We start from the raw sequence: 15,104 nt of genomic DNA on the forward strand, positions 1-15,104 counted from the left end.
AGCTTGATTGATAAACACGAGAAAAACAACACTCCATATCTTTTTTATCATCTAGCATCCCTGTCGAGTAAAAGTTACACAGTCACTGCACACACAAGCGCATTAGCATAAGTGTCACCAGTAGATAAGTTATCGAGGTATTGATCATTAATTCGATTTAAATGCCCTTTACCTAAATAAAAGAAACGATAACCACATTCCAATGGCATTGGTCCAATAATATTGTTTAAACGAACTCCGGCCCCTGCTGTAACAGAAAAACTGGTTGTAGAAGTACCTTTAAACGCATGATCAGGTATCACGAAGTCTTCTAATGGTGTTTCATGATAGCCAGAAGTCCACATAAAATTAGGGCCTATCCCTGCATCAACAGTCAGGTTGAACATTGGATTATTCGTGTAGATCAGTGCCTTAGCTGCGGCATAAACCGGCACGTTTTGAATGGTGTATTTATAAGAAAGATTGGTGAATAGATCTTCCTGAATAATGTCTCCACGCACTGTGGTTTGACCTAAATAAAAAGCATCGACTCCATATGAAAGCTGAAACCGATTGTAAGCAGGACCATTGAAATATAAACCAAGACCAACAAGTCCACTAATTTGGGAGTTGTTATCTACGGTATATTGATTGCCTATCAACCCATCAATATCAATATGTTGCTCTTTGCCCTGAGATGCTCCAAAAAAGCCTCCTTGAATAGAGAGAGACCAGAGCTTAGAGGGGCCTACATTGCCCATAGTCCCTGCGGAACAAACAAGTGGTAATGCAAAACTGGTAAAGAGTATTTTCGCTAAACGCATAATTATCCTTAATTATCTGATCCATCACATCATACATTTTGGATACCCTATTATATATCGAAACAAACGTCAATTAGCTTATCAAACTCGTGGCCGCGGGTAATCATGTTACAAATTCTTTAATCAGTATAATTTCAAAAAATTTCGCGAGTTCATGCAAGCATATGAGTTGAACTATGATACTCATATTTATTAAAAATAAGAGCAGAGAGGAAAATAAGCTCATCCTATTTCCGATTAGAAAAATTTGAGTTTAGCAGAGGCGATTTATGATCTTTTTAATGAAATTAAAATGAAGATTTTCTCCATTGATCTCATTTAAATACGGAGAGTTATTGGCTCATACAACAGTTTTAGGTAGCTGTATAGCTCGAACCTTGCTCATATCCTAGAAAAGCCCGATTTGTAGTCTGGGTGAAGGCGCAAGCCGTAACCCGGGATTAAGGTATTCATTGATGTCCGGAAACCCCGGGGGTCCGCTTCACTGCACCCAGGCTACGATACTGATGATGTAGAAGTTCACCACTGTGGTATCATCCAGATTTATATCAGGAGAATTTTCAAGAATGGTATCCTGAGCGTAAAGAAGTCTGGGGTACCTATTAATAAGACACACAGGGACCATTATACCAAATTTTGCGAATAAAAATTCTGCATGACCCATTAAGACCACACCTTAAGGTGTAGTCTTAAGAATTTATACTCTCTTGGCGCTGCTTGCAGACTGATATCAATCCGGATTCCATAGATATGCTTAGTTAATGAAAACCCACTTATAACCCTATGCATTGAGTCGATTGAGTTTTTAGACCTGATTATTCCTCAGGTCTTTAGACCCAACACGGCTCTATGTTCATCATAGATTGTTAGGTGAAAATCTCAACCTTCTTGCCAAGGTTTTCATGAATAGATTTTTGTGCTTCTTTATCATTTTATGTAGACTCTATGTTGAAACATTTTGAAAAAACCTGAAAGGAGAAAATATGGGAAGCTATGGATGTGCTCAAGAAAAATGCCATTGTCCATGTCATTATATGCATGAAGAACATCATCATGAACACGACCATTGTCATCATGGTGACCATGCTCATGGAGAAGAAATGGAGGCACACTACTTTTTAGAACTTGCTGATGAAGCATGGGAAGAAGTGCTAAAAGAGAAAATTAAAGCACTCATTCTGAAAAACCAAGGTGCTCGCCTAGATAAACTAGCTAAAATAGTTGCCGAAGGAAACCATCAGCGTTGGAAACATAGAATGGAAGAAAAACAAGGTTATACAGATTTTATGGAAGAGATCTGCAAATTTTTTCATGAATCAAAAAAATAAGTAAACTCTCCAATCTAACTCATAAAATAATTGGATCGGTACAATAATACCGATCCAATACATTCAGACATTTCAAGAATCCAAGATACTTTTAAGCCAAGCTTTTGCCTCTGGACTAACCTTATCATCATTGAAGACGATTTCGTATATGGCTTTTTGGCGTGACGTCTCTTCACCATACATATCAACCAGCACTTCATTCCAAAGGGTTAACAGAGTTGCAGAAGGGCTTTTTCCTACCTGTTTAAGAATGCCATAAATCCGTTCTTTCCAGTAGGCATCCATCGCTTTATCCATCCATGATACCATTTCTAGAGTTAAACCAACCTCATCAAGCCCCTTCCCTTCGCCAAAACCCTTTTCAAATTTTTTGGTCCTTAAATGGGCGTATTTTTTACCGTATACTCCATTCACCCAATCCATAATTTTCTTCCCTAAATCAACACCTATTTTTGAGTTTGGATCCTGCTTAAGATTATTGTTTACCTCTTCCACCAACTGATGCCAATTCTTTTCAAAAGTGGCTTGTTGCTCAGGTGTCGCATTGGCTTTCATTTCTTTTTCAAATTCTACGTACTGTTTTAATTCTTCGGGGGTAAATATTTCTTTAACCCAACCATGTTCAAGATGCGCTGTCATTCTATATACCTCTATAAGTTGAATAATAGTTTCCCAAGGAATCGATTGATTGTTGTCAACAGAGTCAATAATGCTTCGCAAAGTTTTCGCTCCCTCAAGTAAAGCGGCTGCTTTTTGTTCTAACACCTGAGCTTGGCTGTTAAAATGTTTTAACGCGCTATGTTCTTCAGTGAGCAAGGTTTTGATTTGTGACAACTCAAAACCAAAAAACTTCAAAGCAATAATCTGCTGCAATTTCAATAAATCCCTCTCAGAGTAAACACGATACCCATTGGCAAGTCGCAATGAAGGAATAAGCAAACCGATGCGGTCATAATGATGCAGGGTTTGCACCGAAACACCGGTTAATTTACTTAAGTCTTTTACGAACCATTGAGTCATCATGTTCCCTCCTTAAATTCAAAGGTAAGGTATATAGCAACAATAGGGTCAAGCATTTTTTTCAACTTTTTAAATAGGAGCCTCTAATTCATTAATCAAATAATGCAATTTAATAAGTACCTCATTTTTCGCTCTAAAACTCGCAAAGGTCGTTTTTTCTTTGCTGTCAGCGATATGGTTTACAAAAGTAATCACGCGACCATCCTTTTCTATCCAACCCACAAACCATCCATGTTGCAAAGGAAGTTTATGGCTTTTGTCTTTCGTTAATTGTCGACCAGTTCCTGTTTTCCCATACAGTTTCCAGCCACCAGCTAATTCTTGGATATACAAAATATCTTTAGTCATGGTAAAGGCCTTTTGGCTCACGGGTAGTTTTTTATGAACTATTTTTTGCAGGAACTTAATTTGCTCTGCCGGCGAAATGGCAAGCGAGCTTGAAAGCCAGGCATGGGTTAATCCATTATTTTGACCTTTATCGCCTGATACATCTTGATTGCCGTAATGAAATGCATCGACATAACTCTTAAATCGATTCATACCTAATTGTTGCGTCAACACTTGCGAATACCAAACACAAGAATCCCTTATCCAAGTGTGTGGGTTATGAGGATATTTCCATACATTGAGATAGAGTTCATATTCTTTTTTATAAGGCCATTCAGGATGAAGCGCATCTTTTAATATTCCTGCATCAAACCCCATAAGACTTAAGGCTATTTTAAAAGTCGATTCGGGTGCATAACGCAGATTACACTCATTGCCCTCGTGTTTTAACACCGTTTGATTTTCATATGCCAAAAAGCAGGTACCTTGAGCCCAAATCGTGGTGCAAAATAATAGTCCCATACATAAGAATAAAATATTTTTTTTCATGACAACCTCAAAATCGTTTCAATTGATACTGGCAGAAGCCCTTCTCCCTACGGGGAGAAGGTGCCCGCAGGGCGGATGAGGGGCCCCTCACCCCTACCCCTCTCCCTCAAGTGGGAGAGGGGATTTTAGGAGCTATCGATTTACACTATTCAGACTATTCATCGCGACATTACGAAATACAGGAGCGGCTAATTCCCCGCCCGAAGTCAATGTCTCGCCTTTTTTGCTTAAATGACCATCTTCAATCACAACTAACATAACGTAACGGGGTTTATTAGCTGGCGCATACCCAGCAAACAAAGCAAGATGTTTCTCATTGTTTTCGATAACGGTTCCTGTCTTACCCGCCACAGCAACACCGGGAATAACTGCACGTTTTCCAGTACCATTTGTAACCGCATTCTCAAGCATATGATTTATTGAGTTTGTTGTTGTTTCTGAGATAACCGGTGTATCTCCTTGAGCAAATAAATGTCCCTTATTGGCAAGAATGGCATAAGATTTTGTTAACGACTCAATGGTGACAGGAATATTCTCACCCAGTGAAGCCATTGCAAGTTGCAAGTCTTCGCTTTGATTCGCTTGCCACCAAGTGTCCATGTCAAAACCAAATTCAGTAAGTTTTTTACGGATTACTGGTGCTCCAGCTTCTTGTGAAACCTTGATAAGACAGACATTAATCGATTTTGCCATCGCCTCTGTTAAAGTAGCAGTACCCACATTAGGATTGTAGTTTGTAAATGTTTTACCCTCTAAGGAATAAGGCGAATGACAATCATAGTTTTTTGTTGCAGAACTTGTACCTGAATCGATTGCTGCAGCGGCAATAAAAGGTTTTATCGTCGAGCCAGGTGAAAAAACACGTGACTTCCAACTGTTTTGTTCCTGCTGACCTGATTCAGCAAATGCAATGATGTGGCCCGTGGTTGGATCGGCCATTGCAATAACCCCAGATTTTGCGTGATAACGTTTGACCGCTGCAGTAATTTCTTTCTCCGCAATGTTCTGCATTTTAGAATCTAAATGAGTTGTATCAATTCCTTTAGTCTTAGGACTGGTTAAGGATCCCACTGCTGAATAGGCGACACACATGGGTGCCAAAATAGAAAACCCAGCAAATGCAATCCCTAACAGCAAGGGCTTAGATGTATTAAATGGATAAGTTGATAACATTGAAATTCTCCTTATGATAAAAGTACAGTCTTCATTTTCATTGTTCAAAGCCATACCCACCGTGCATGCTAATTCTCGATTAGATGACAGAGAACTTTGAGATACTGTCTGGATCACTTGGACCAGACAGTGGCCATAATCATGTGCCGAAATTTTTGGGTGGCCAACCAGTACTTCATCACATGAAAATTCTTGTAATTCACTTAAAATGCTGCTCCATCGAGTAACACCTGGATTCCAAAAAAAGATAATGCGCAAAACTTCAATAAAATAGGCCCATAAACAATCTCCATTACGATGGTGTTGCCCTTCGTGCGCAATCGCAATCCTCACATTCTTGGAAGAAGAAAATAAGGATACGGGCAATACGATATAAGCTTTATTAAATAAGAATACCGAGAATGGAATATGACAAAGGTGAGAAACTTTAATGACTAGTCTTCCAGCGCTTCGATAAGGAATTGCTTCAGCTAATAGCGATCGTAAGCTACCTAAGCCCGATAATACCTGATAAGCACGAAGTAGGATGATGAAACAAAAGAGTACATAAAAAAGCTGGCGATAATTTACATTTCCCAGTGTCACAGCAGTTACTGATTCGCCTGCAAATTGTGCAGGTTCTTCCTTTAAAATCGGCTGATTAGCATATTCTTGCAGGGCATCAAATGATATATAGTTATGTCGCTCAAGTTTTTGATTAAAACTTACACAATGAACAATTAATGGTGAAACCACACAGCATACTAATAAAAAACGGGCCAGTTTAAGTTTAAAAGACGGCTGATTTGTAAGCCAACGACTTCCGATAAGCCATGAGCTTACCAAGAGTAAGCAGTGGATACTCAATAAAATTTCTATAAATAACATTATTCCACCCCTACTTTTTTTGTGTCAGTGGTTAATTGTTTCAGTGCTTCTTCTATGGCGTGCAGATCATCGTGTTGTAATTTTTTAGCCATCAGGAGTCTTTGGACAAGAGCTACAGGCTCACCATCAAAAACATTGGCAACAATATGATCCAGACACGTATTTTCATAGTCAGACTTTGTAACAATAGGCACAAAAACATGGGCATAAGAGTTTTTTTGACATTCAAGAAATCCTTTTTGTTCAAGCACTTTTACCACTGTTGCTACAGTGGTGTAAGCTAAGGGTCTTTCTTTAGCTAGATGTTTAACGACCTCTTTAATAGTTACTTTATTAAGGTTCCAAATAATATTCATTAATTCAAGCTCTACCTCTGTAAGCAGGCGATCATGGACTGACGATACTTTTTTTATAGACATTTTCCTCTCCAGAAACGAAATAGAGCATGCTCTACTATTTTTTTAGTAGATACTACTATAAAAATAGTAGGATTGAAATAGCTTTGAAAAAAGTCTTATGATGGATGTCTCTTTGCCTTTGAAATTCCTGATACAAACCGCCCGCTTCGTTGAGCGGCTTATATCACTGAGACGTCTGATAAACTGCTGTTTATCAAATTTTTAAAAATGATGAATAGGTATCTTCAGCAATATGGCGTTCTGTTGCCTCTTCTAACGCTTGATTACCCAAATACCCAACAATTTTCACTACAATTTCCTTTTGTGACTCCTCGACCGTCTTACCTTGCTTAGCCTTTATAAAATCCTTTCTCTGCTCAGAAGACATTCCGGTGGAAAAAAGTCCTTGTCTATAACCTTGACACAATATTTTGGTAGTTTTACGGATGGTTGAAAAATCCTGAGCCCCAGGGTTTTTAAGGGGAGAGTTATCTTTAGGAAAGGGTTTTCCACCTAAATTTTCTGCTAAAGCAACCGCATTAATAGGATCAGACATCAATGAATCAAAATTCAGATCATCTAATTTTCCAACATTCGCCAAACACTGGGCACCACTATCCAGTGTCTTAATGAAGGATAATTTTGACCAGAGTATATCCAAGCGTGGTTGAACTAAAATTTTTGACTCAAGCATAAGATTTAGCAAATTAAGTAAGGCTTTGCTTGTTAGTTTTGCTTTACACACAGCAAGAACATTCTTTTCATTATTAAGTTTATGTTGTTGTAAAAACTCAATCACTTCAGCGGTGTAGGAGGCGCATTGCGGTCGTTTCAACATCGCTGCACGTTGGGATGAGTCGGAACATTCTGCATTAGAAAATTGAATCCAAAATTGAGCCAAACCCAAAGCGTGTTCTGGACTTAAACAAATATATACTTTGGTGGCTTCATTGTAACATTCTGCTTTTTGTAGCGTCACAAGCGCTGCCGCAATCCTGTCGGAAAATTTGGGTACTGCAAATGCAATTTTGAGAAACTGTTCGTCTAAGCCCGCTTTATGCAGCGTTTTTACCGCATCCATTAATTCAGTACTTTCGTGGGAATGGCTAAAAATAGTTTGTACAATTTGGGGTAAAAGTTCTGGTTTTAATTTCAATTCAATTAATTCTTTTAAGGCTCTTCTCACAGCATAGCCTTTGATGTTTCCGCTTAGAATTGTCCCTAAATAGGGGTGTAAATCCCAACCTGCTTCTTTAAAATTTTTAACGATGTCTTCGAGCCAAAAATGTTGTCCCAAAGTATACGTATCATCTGATTGAAACAAGCTATCTAGAGTTTCCTGATCCTGCGGAAGGATTTTTAACAAAGTATGAAAATCAAAGTGATGTTTTATTTTTAAAAGATGAATCACATTAGGCTGGGTAATTAGCGATGGATTTTTTTCTGCTAAGGTTTCCAGTATTTGGTAAATAAATATAATACTTGCATCAGCTCCTTTTAAAAAGGGCATTACTTCATCGCTATTTAAATTATGTTGATTTAAAAGAGATAAAATATTAATGAAGAAATATGCATTTTTTGAGTGTGAAATTAATTCCAATTCTTTAAAAACAGTAATTAATTCTTGTGGATTTTTCAATTTTTCCGCTATGGAAAATACCTTCTTTATATCGGTACCTATTGGAGTTTTTGAGATAGATACGATAAGAGGAGCTAAAGCTTTCGCTTCATTGGGGTGCCTTTCCAGAAACACAACATTATCTTCAGTTAAATAGTTTGCATCGTTTAAGGTATCAAGCGCTTCATACCCTCCTAACATATTAACCAGCCCTTCGAACGCCTTACCGCTTTCACTTGCATCTGTCCGTGTATTTTTACCAATTAAAATCAGGGCTAATTTCTGTAATGAGGAAGGAGATAAATCATCCTCCTTCAAATCCCCAAAGAAACTTCGCAATTCTTTAATATGAGGCTCTTCTTTAATAAGGGTTCGTCTATATCCTTTCTTACTATCATATTTACCCAGAGCTTCCTGTATCGTGACTCTTTTCATTTACTACTCCTATAGTTTACTAGCTCCTGCTACAAATAGTTACTTTGGTCTTTTTGTGGTAATTACACCGTTAGTACTATTACTTTTAGCAACATGAAAATTTGTGAATTTTTTTTCTTCCTTTTTTAGCCGTTCAACATTACCAATAATTTTGATACACGTCACATAATTATTAGCAAGAAAAGCATTAACAATGACTGAATCAATAAGATGTAGGCTTTTGGCCCAACCTACATCAAATTCAGCAATCATGAGACTAAAAGCTCTTGGCGGCCACATATTCTCTAAAAAACCCAGCGAGTCGATTGGGCCTATTGGCATAAAACGATTTAAAGGACTGCTGATCCACACTATGTAAGATACGATAAAAAACAAGTGCGGAATAAATGGGCCATAACTTTTTGGCCAGCATAAACCCATCGAACAGCTGCTTTTTTGTCGTCAATTGCAGCCAATTTTCGCAACACGTTTCCTGAAGTTGATGATAGATTTGATCGAATTCTTTTATGCCATGATGTGTGATGGCTTGACGAAGGAACGTCTGTAAGGAAAAAAATGGATGGGTGATCACTATTTCTCCCAAATCAATGAAGGTCAGTTTTTTAGTATTCGGATTAATCAGAATATTGTTAGTGTGAAAATCAGACTGAACGATTGTTTCTGGGATCTGGCATTGGGATAATGATTCAATTTCTTCGGAAATTTGCGGGCTTAAATCGTGCAATATCTGCAGTTCCTTGTCGGTCATCCCCTCTGTTTTTAAAAAAGTTTCTTGATTGATCATGTGATCATACAGTTTGGGTAATTTGTCCAATCGCCAATCGGGAACTCCCAGTGCAAGTAAAGATTCTATATGATGCTCTGTCGATCGCTGCATCGCGGTATATTGCAGAATGGCTTGGCACAATAAGTCCGGCTGAAATTCTGTTTTTAGATATTCACGCAATGGTTTTCCGGCATCGTGCATCAGAAAACAATGCAGTTCATCGTTAGCCGCGATTACAATCGGGACACTGGCATGACATTGATCCGCCAAGAATTGTGTAATCTTCGACTCTTGGGCTAAGGACGGTGCCGGTTGTTTTAAATAAACATCACCTTTTGAGGTTGAAAATCGGATCACATTAGACCAAGGTGTTTCGAGCACAATTTCGGGTAAACGTTGTAGGAAATACCCTTTGGAGATCAAATAATCAGTTGCCCACTTGAGAATATGTGTATGATTTTTCATTTTTAACTCATTGAAAAAAAAGTATTTTTAATTATCAATTTTCATTGATCTCAATTAAGTATTCAACTTAAGATAAACATCACCAAGATAATATCCGAAAATGGATTTGAAGATGCAAATATTTAAAGCCAGTTTGCCTCAGCTCTTTATCGCTGTGGTTGCTTTTCTGTTCCTGACAATAAGCCATGCAAGTAAACCCGTGTGGACTTTTACACCTGACCCTAATTACCCACCAACTGTTTCTGTCACATCAATAGGATCGGCGACGATTAAATACACCGTAACGAATAAATCACGCGAAAGAGCACATACCCTGTCTATGAAATCCATCACCGGGGTTACTCAGGACACTTCAGCTGGAAATTGTCCTAACCCATTTACATTGCGTGCTCATCACTCCTGCACTCTTAATTTGATTGTAAATGGAAGCATACTGACGGGTAATGTTAAAGGGGGTCCTGTTGTATGCGACCAACGAAATGGACTGGAATGTTATCAACCTGCTTTAGCTGACATTTTAAATATCACGATTATTCCGATAGCACGCTATGTGATCACTCCAAATGCTCGTGCAAATGGAACAATTAATCCCAATACACCGCAAACTGTTCTTGCTGGAAGTAGCCTGACTTTTACTGCAACCCCTAATGCGAACTATCAAGTGGATGAATGGATAGTGGACGGAGGTACAGCACAAAAAGGTGGCACAACATATACCTTCTCTAATATTGATGACAATCATACCGTAGAAGTAACATTTACACGGCGAGGTACAATATATGCAGGAACAGCAAGCGGTTCTGTTTATTTTTCTACTGATAATGGTTTCACTTGGACTGCTACATCGGTACCATCGGCAGGTAATGCGGTGAATAGTGTATTTGCAACACAAAGCACTTTATACGTAGGAAGTGCAGATGGCAAAGTATATTACTCAACCAATAATGGTACTTCTTGGACCGCTACAACAGCTCCTTGTGACGCAATAAATAGTGTTTTTGTTACAGCCACTTCAACAATTTATGTCGGAACTCAAGAGGGAGAAGTTTACTATTCAAGTGACAATGGGATGACTTGGACTGCCACCACAACAAATCCAGGCATGGCCCCTGTAAACAGTATATTCTTGACTCCCACTTCGATTTATGCGGGAAGTGACGATGGTAATGTCTATTTTTCAACGGATAACGGAGATAACTGGAATCAAATCAGCGGCCCTGAATCAAGCGTCCCTGTACCCATCCAAAATGTTTTTGTGGTGAATGATCAACTTTATGTGAATACACGACAAACCTCAGCAAACGGCACCTTGCCGCCAGGAACCATTGGCTTTGAATATGCCTATTTCAGCAATAGCTCGACGGCTCCAAATCCATTATGGACTCTTTTATCCCAAATCACATATACCTTGTTTGTGAATTCAGATGCAAGCATCCTGCATGCTGGCACACAAAATGGTCATGTTTTCTCCTTAACCACTGGAGATGACTTGGGATTTATCACGTCTAGCCCAATTACTAGTTTATTTTTTTTCGGGTAGCATAGGGAGATAATTATGTTGAAACTTAAAAAAGCAGGATTCCTTTTATTGTCACTCAGTTTTGTGACAATAACTTCCTATGCAAAACCAGCAAATGACTTATTCCGTTTACCAAATCCAGGATTAAATTTACTGAGTCAGGCAACGCGAATTAAACCTGTGCCTCCCGAGACAAAAATTTCATTTATAGTCTGGTTAAAATTACGTAATAAAGCAGAGTTAGATAAGCTTGCTCGAGACGTTTATGATCCCAATAGTACACGTTATCATCAATTTTTAACTGCAAGTCTTTATGAACATGAATTTGCACCGAGCAAAGAAGCGGAAGAGACCGTGCAACAGTTTTTTTCGTCTCAAGGCATGCAAACAAAAGTGGTTAACCATAGTATTCGTGTAACTGGAACCGTAGCGCAAATCGAGCAAGCACTTCATGTGCAAATAAACTATTTTGAATATCAAAATAAAATCGTTCATGCAAACACCAGCCCTCCCCAATTAAATCGGGAGATTGCCCAATATATTGCCGAAATTACTGGTCTTAGTACCATTCCCCAATTTCACTCAAACATAGAAGAGCTACAAAATAACTCTAAAGAGGTTCATGATTTAAACTTCATCTGGAATACTTTTGTTCCTTTTGCAATTCCTACAGATATTTCATTGCAAGGCTTTACGGGCGCAAATTTGCAAAAGACTTATAATCTGAAAAACATTCCACGTGTTAATGGAAAACATCTCGATGGAACGGGACAAACATTAGTCATCGTTGATGCCTGCGGTACGAATACACCCCATCAAATTGTGCATGATGCAAATCAATATTTTAATGCGAATAATATAAAGCCCTTTGTGACCTCAGGAACAGCGAAAAATTTTGCGATCATTAATCCTGATGGTACGCCTTTTACAACATGTCCTGGTGCATCCTCTTTCAGTAATGAAATCGCACTAGACATTGAATCGTCCCATACTATAGCGCCTGGAGATAATACCGTTTTGGTGTTAGGCAAAGATCAAAAGAGCATCTTAACAGATGTAATTCACACACTGATTCAGAATAATTTTACTATTGCAGGTTTTTCTAATGCTTATGTCATTTCTAATAGTTGGAGTGGTCAAGAAATTTTAGATACTTCATTCGAGCAAACCTTACAATTAGCTGCGACAGCAGGAATCAGTGTTAATTTTTCTTCTGGCGATTGTGGCGACAATACATACATCACGGAAAAAAAATGCACTCCACCTCGGTCTCCTTCACCAACGGTTGAATATCCCTCCAGTTCTGCTTACGTTACTGCGGTTGGGGCAACTGCTTTATTTGTAGATACAAATTACCGTTATGCATTTGAAACAGTCTGGGGATCAGTTAAAAACGTTAATGGCAACTATTCTTACGATGGCGGTACTGGCGGTGGCATTAGCCAATTTTATAAGCCAGGTAACTGGCAGAATTCCATTAGTAATTACACGGCTGGGGGTTATGGAGTGATTAGCAATTATGGAAAGCGTCGTGCATTACCCGATATTGCCATGCTTGGTGATCCGCAGACAGGATTATTGATTATCGCTGATGGCGCACAAGTTCAGGATGGAGGCACCAGCTTAGCTTGTCCTTTATTTTCGGCAACTTTAGTTTTAGTAAACCAAGCACGTAGTTTACTGAATAAAGGAACACCAATAGGCCAGGCAGCACCCTATTTGTATCAAATGAACCAGGTGTTACTCTCCAGCAGATCAATTAATCTGATTATTCCTCCCGCACTGATTATTAGTGGCGCAACACCACCACCCTCGACAACAATCCAGGGGACTCCTGCTCCTGCATCGGCATTTAGCATTAAAAACAAAACTTTTGGATGGGATTCATCACTAACCATCGAGCCTGAAGATCAATTTTGGAATGATGGGGTTGGGATTGGTTCGCCTAACATTCCAAATTTTGTAATAACAATGGCGAATATGTAGCTGCCACCATGGAGCCCTATACGCTCGATAGACGAAATAGTATAACCTTTTGTAGCCTGGGTGCAGCGAAGCGGAACCCAGGTTTTATTGGCGTTGATTCCCCGGGTTCCGCTTCGCTGCACACAGGCTACAATCTCTACAATCTCTTAAGTTGGCGCCATTCCAAAATGTAATCGATCAGTACTCTAACCTAGAGGTGTTGACAGGCTCTTCTGTAGTCTCAGCTTGTTTTGTTGGATTTTTTAAAGAGTCTATAGTAGTTTGGAACGATTCATCCGCATGACTTAGAAACTCAGATTTTTCGATTTTGGGGCCACCATTCATTGCATTGGTTCTATTTGTTTTCCAAGATGAATCAAATTCTTGTTTTTCACCTGTTTTCGGTGACAAACATTCTGAGTAACATTGTGCAAGCTGGTTAACACTAGAGTCTTCATTCTTGAGATTTTCAGAGGGGCGATTGACCCAAGTGACTTGAAAAACTGTAGGCGGCCCAGGTGAATAATGGGTCTGTACATTATCATCATCAACATTTAATCCAAGACCTTTCATGAGACCAAGCATGGCTTTTTTGCCCGCTTCCTCACCCTTCGCTGGATGATCTAAATCCTTTAAGCTCCCAAAAACTTCTTTCATTCCAGCGTGCAAATCTCTATCTACTTCTGCCGCTCTCTGTTTCACCTGTTCTTCTATATATTTCTTTTTCTTTAAAATGTCTAAAGGATTCGGGAATTGTGAGTTCGCATCGTCCAATATTTTTTTTGCGGCTTCTTCTCCTTTTTTACCACCGAAAAGATAGGCCATTTGATTCGCATAACTATCATCTTGAAATTTATATCCTTGAACCTCACCATTATGTAATGAAGCTTCTTGAAGTAATTTCCTTTTTTCACGTTTAGCCTTCATCATGACTCTCATTTTTTAAACATACTTTAAATTATAGCTTATAGCTAATTGTTGCTGCCATTGAAGGGTAATTTTTGAATATTTTAAGAAATCGTCACCTACTTATTTTGATGAGTCAGAATATTTTGCATATAATTTGAATATATATTATTCAGATTGAAAATTATGAAGGCATTTAAAGGGCTTTTTAAAAAGAAACCTGCTGATAACAAAAAAGGTGAACCTACTAATGAAATGAGTAGTTCTCGCGATGAAGTACCACCCACCAGTAACCCCCTGTTTTCTGCACCTCAACCTTCGGACTTTTTTTCCCATCCGGATATGAAGGATTTAGCTCAGGTTGGAAAAACGAAGGCGTTGGGATATTTGCCATTAGATGTAATTCGTGCTGCTGGATTTGAGTCATTTCAAGTTTCCCAATTATTGAAAAAAAGAGGGCTAAAATTTTTTATTATTCCTAACCCTACTGATGAAGAGATGTATGCTTATAATCCTGATAAAAATAAATACATACATATGGCAGATAATAGGGAATACAAAGTAATTCCCAAAGGTGGCTTTTTAAGCATTCGCTCTGGAGCTCTTGTAGCGTATGACGAAAAAGCAGTAAATGATTTTTTAAAGGAAAATGAAGATCTTATCAATGAAGAAAATAGCAATGAACCAAATCCCGAAAATCATTGGCCGCTTGTAGCAGAAGATTTTGTTAATATGTTGTTTAGAAAAAAAGCTGAATCAGAAAAAATGAATTATTTTGTACATCAAGTTTTTGAAAAAATGCCTGAGCAATCAAAATTGAACCCGACTCTAAAATAGAAATTGCTCGCGATTTAAATCATAAAGTCCTGGTTGCAAGTACCTCCTATTACCCTGGCGTCTAAAAGTTGATTATTCCCATGCAGCATATTTAGTCTCATTTTTCTTAAAAAAATTCATAATTTTAA

13 protein-coding genes are annotated in these 15,104 nt (G+C 38.4%); 4 read left to right on the forward strand and 9 right to left on the reverse strand.

Annotation, left to right across the window (positions count from 1 at the left end; genetic code table 11):
• Positions 1-74: 74 nt before the first annotated feature.
• Positions 75-803 carry a hypothetical protein gene (locus tag Lstg_RS16740; protein WP_058478752.1) on the reverse strand — a complete coding sequence of 243 codons (729 nt, stop codon included), beginning with the start codon at positions 801-803 and terminating at the stop codon, positions 75-77.
• Between the two features lie 983 nt (positions 804-1,786).
• Here Lstg_RS16740 and Lstg_RS16750 point away from each other — a divergent pair.
• The gene (locus tag Lstg_RS16750; protein WP_058478754.1) at positions 1,787-2,131 is read left to right on the forward strand and encodes a hypothetical protein; all 345 of its coding nucleotides are present in this window, start codon (positions 1,787-1,789) and stop codon (positions 2,129-2,131) included.
• Between the two features lie 72 nt (positions 2,132-2,203).
• Here the strand turns inward: Lstg_RS16750 and Lstg_RS16755 are convergent, their stop codons facing one another.
• From Lstg_RS16755 to Lstg_RS16785, 7 genes are all read right to left on the reverse strand, one after another.
• Positions 2,204-3,151: a MerR family transcriptional regulator gene (locus Lstg_RS16755; protein WP_058478770.1), complete on the reverse strand. Its 948-nt coding sequence runs from the start codon at positions 3,149-3,151 to the stop codon at positions 2,204-2,206.
• Positions 3,152-3,220: 69 nt separating this feature from the next.
• A complete protein-coding gene (gene blaOXA / locus Lstg_RS16760) occupies positions 3,221-4,027 on the reverse strand; it encodes a class D beta-lactamase (RefSeq protein ID WP_058478755.1) in 807 nt (268 codons plus the stop codon).
• A 132-nt stretch (positions 4,028-4,159) separates the two neighbouring features.
• On the reverse strand, positions 4,160-6,067 hold the full coding sequence (locus Lstg_RS16765; RefSeq protein WP_058478756.1) for a M56 family metallopeptidase: 1,908 nt from the start codon (positions 6,065-6,067) through the stop codon (positions 4,160-4,162).
• Positions 6,067-6,486 carry a BlaI/MecI/CopY family transcriptional regulator gene (locus Lstg_RS16770; RefSeq protein ID WP_058478757.1) on the reverse strand — a complete coding sequence of 140 codons (420 nt, stop codon included), beginning with the start codon at positions 6,484-6,486 and terminating at the stop codon, positions 6,067-6,069. Before Lstg_RS16770 ends, Lstg_RS16765 begins: the two co-directional genes overlap by 1 nt.
• A 193-nt stretch (positions 6,487-6,679) precedes the next feature.
• Positions 6,680-8,518, reverse strand: coding sequence for a hypothetical protein (locus tag Lstg_RS16775; protein ID WP_058478758.1), 1,839 nt, complete (start codon positions 8,516-8,518; stop codon positions 6,680-6,682).
• A gap of 39 nt (positions 8,519-8,557) precedes the next feature.
• Positions 8,558-8,797 carry a hypothetical protein gene (locus tag Lstg_RS16780; RefSeq protein WP_133129189.1) on the reverse strand — a complete coding sequence of 80 codons (240 nt, stop codon included), beginning with the start codon at positions 8,795-8,797 and terminating at the stop codon, positions 8,558-8,560.
• A complete protein-coding gene (locus Lstg_RS16785) occupies positions 8,775-9,749 on the reverse strand; it encodes an aminoglycoside phosphotransferase family protein (protein ID WP_058478760.1) in 975 nt (324 codons plus the stop codon). Before Lstg_RS16785 ends, Lstg_RS16780 begins: the two co-directional genes overlap by 23 nt.
• Before the next feature lie 112 nt (positions 9,750-9,861).
• Between Lstg_RS16785 and Lstg_RS16790 the strand changes: the two genes are divergently transcribed.
• Both Lstg_RS16790 and Lstg_RS16795 read left to right on the forward strand, forming a co-directional pair.
• Positions 9,862-11,289: a DUF6242 domain-containing protein gene (locus Lstg_RS16790; protein WP_058478761.1), complete on the forward strand. Its 1,428-nt coding sequence runs from the start codon at positions 9,862-9,864 to the stop codon at positions 11,287-11,289.
• Between the two features lie 15 nt (positions 11,290-11,304).
• The gene (locus tag Lstg_RS16795) at positions 11,305-13,254 is read left to right on the forward strand and encodes a S53 family peptidase (RefSeq protein ID WP_058478762.1); all 1,950 of its coding nucleotides are present in this window, start codon (positions 11,305-11,307) and stop codon (positions 13,252-13,254) included.
• Positions 13,255-13,431: 177 nt separating this feature from the next.
• On the opposite strand, the gene Lstg_RS16800 is transcribed toward Lstg_RS16795, so the two are convergent.
• Positions 13,432-14,163 (reverse strand): hypothetical protein, encoded by a 732-nt coding sequence (locus Lstg_RS16800; RefSeq protein WP_133129188.1) that lies wholly within the window; start codon positions 14,161-14,163, stop codon positions 13,432-13,434.
• 162 nt (positions 14,164-14,325) lie between these two features.
• Between Lstg_RS16800 and Lstg_RS16805 the strand changes: the two genes are divergently transcribed.
• Positions 14,326-14,976: a hypothetical protein gene (locus tag Lstg_RS16805; protein WP_058478764.1), complete on the forward strand. Its 651-nt coding sequence runs from the start codon at positions 14,326-14,328 to the stop codon at positions 14,974-14,976.
• Positions 14,977-15,104: the final 128 nt, after the last annotated feature.

This window comes from Legionella steigerwaltii (assembly GCF_001468065.1).
Taxonomy (GTDB): domain Bacteria; phylum Pseudomonadota; class Gammaproteobacteria; order Legionellales; family Legionellaceae; genus Legionella; species Legionella steigerwaltii.

Excerpts from the sequence above, each read along its gene's own strand:
- Lstg_RS16740 (WP_058478752.1), bottom strand. The coding sequence starts at position 803 with ATGCGTTTAGCGAAAATACTCTTTACCAGTTTTGCATTACCACTTGTT.
- Lstg_RS16775 (WP_058478758.1), bottom strand. The coding sequence starts at position 8,518 with ATGAAAAGAGTCACGATACAGGAAGCTCTGGGTAAATATGATAGTAAG.
- Lstg_RS16765 (WP_058478756.1), bottom strand. The coding sequence starts at position 6,067 with ATGTTATTTATAGAAATTTTATTGAGTATCCACTGCTTACTCTTGGTA.
- Lstg_RS16800 (WP_133129188.1), bottom strand. The coding sequence starts at position 14,163 with ATGATGAAGGCTAAACGTGAAAAAAGGAAATTACTTCAAGAAGCTTCA.
- blaOXA (WP_058478755.1), bottom strand. The coding sequence starts at position 4,027 with ATGAAAAAAAATATTTTATTCTTATGTATGGGACTATTATTTTGCACC.
- Lstg_RS16755 (WP_058478770.1), bottom strand. The coding sequence starts at position 3,151 with ATGACTCAATGGTTCGTAAAAGACTTAAGTAAATTAACCGGTGTTTCG.
- Lstg_RS16770 (WP_058478757.1), bottom strand. The coding sequence starts at position 6,486 with ATGTCTATAAAAAAAGTATCGTCAGTCCATGATCGCCTGCTTACAGAG.
- Lstg_RS16795 (WP_058478762.1), top strand. The coding sequence starts at position 11,305 with ATGTTGAAACTTAAAAAAGCAGGATTCCTTTTATTGTCACTCAGTTTT.
- Lstg_RS16790 (WP_058478761.1), top strand. The coding sequence starts at position 9,862 with ATGCAAATATTTAAAGCCAGTTTGCCTCAGCTCTTTATCGCTGTGGTT.
- Lstg_RS16780 (WP_133129189.1), bottom strand. The coding sequence starts at position 8,797 with ATGTGGCCGCCAAGAGCTTTTAGTCTCATGATTGCTGAATTTGATGTA.
- Lstg_RS16750 (WP_058478754.1), top strand. The coding sequence starts at position 1,787 with ATGGGAAGCTATGGATGTGCTCAAGAAAAATGCCATTGTCCATGTCAT.
- Lstg_RS16805 (WP_058478764.1), top strand. The coding sequence starts at position 14,326 with ATGAAGGCATTTAAAGGGCTTTTTAAAAAGAAACCTGCTGATAACAAA.
- Lstg_RS16785 (WP_058478760.1), bottom strand. The coding sequence starts at position 9,749 with ATGAAAAATCATACACATATTCTCAAGTGGGCAACTGATTATTTGATC.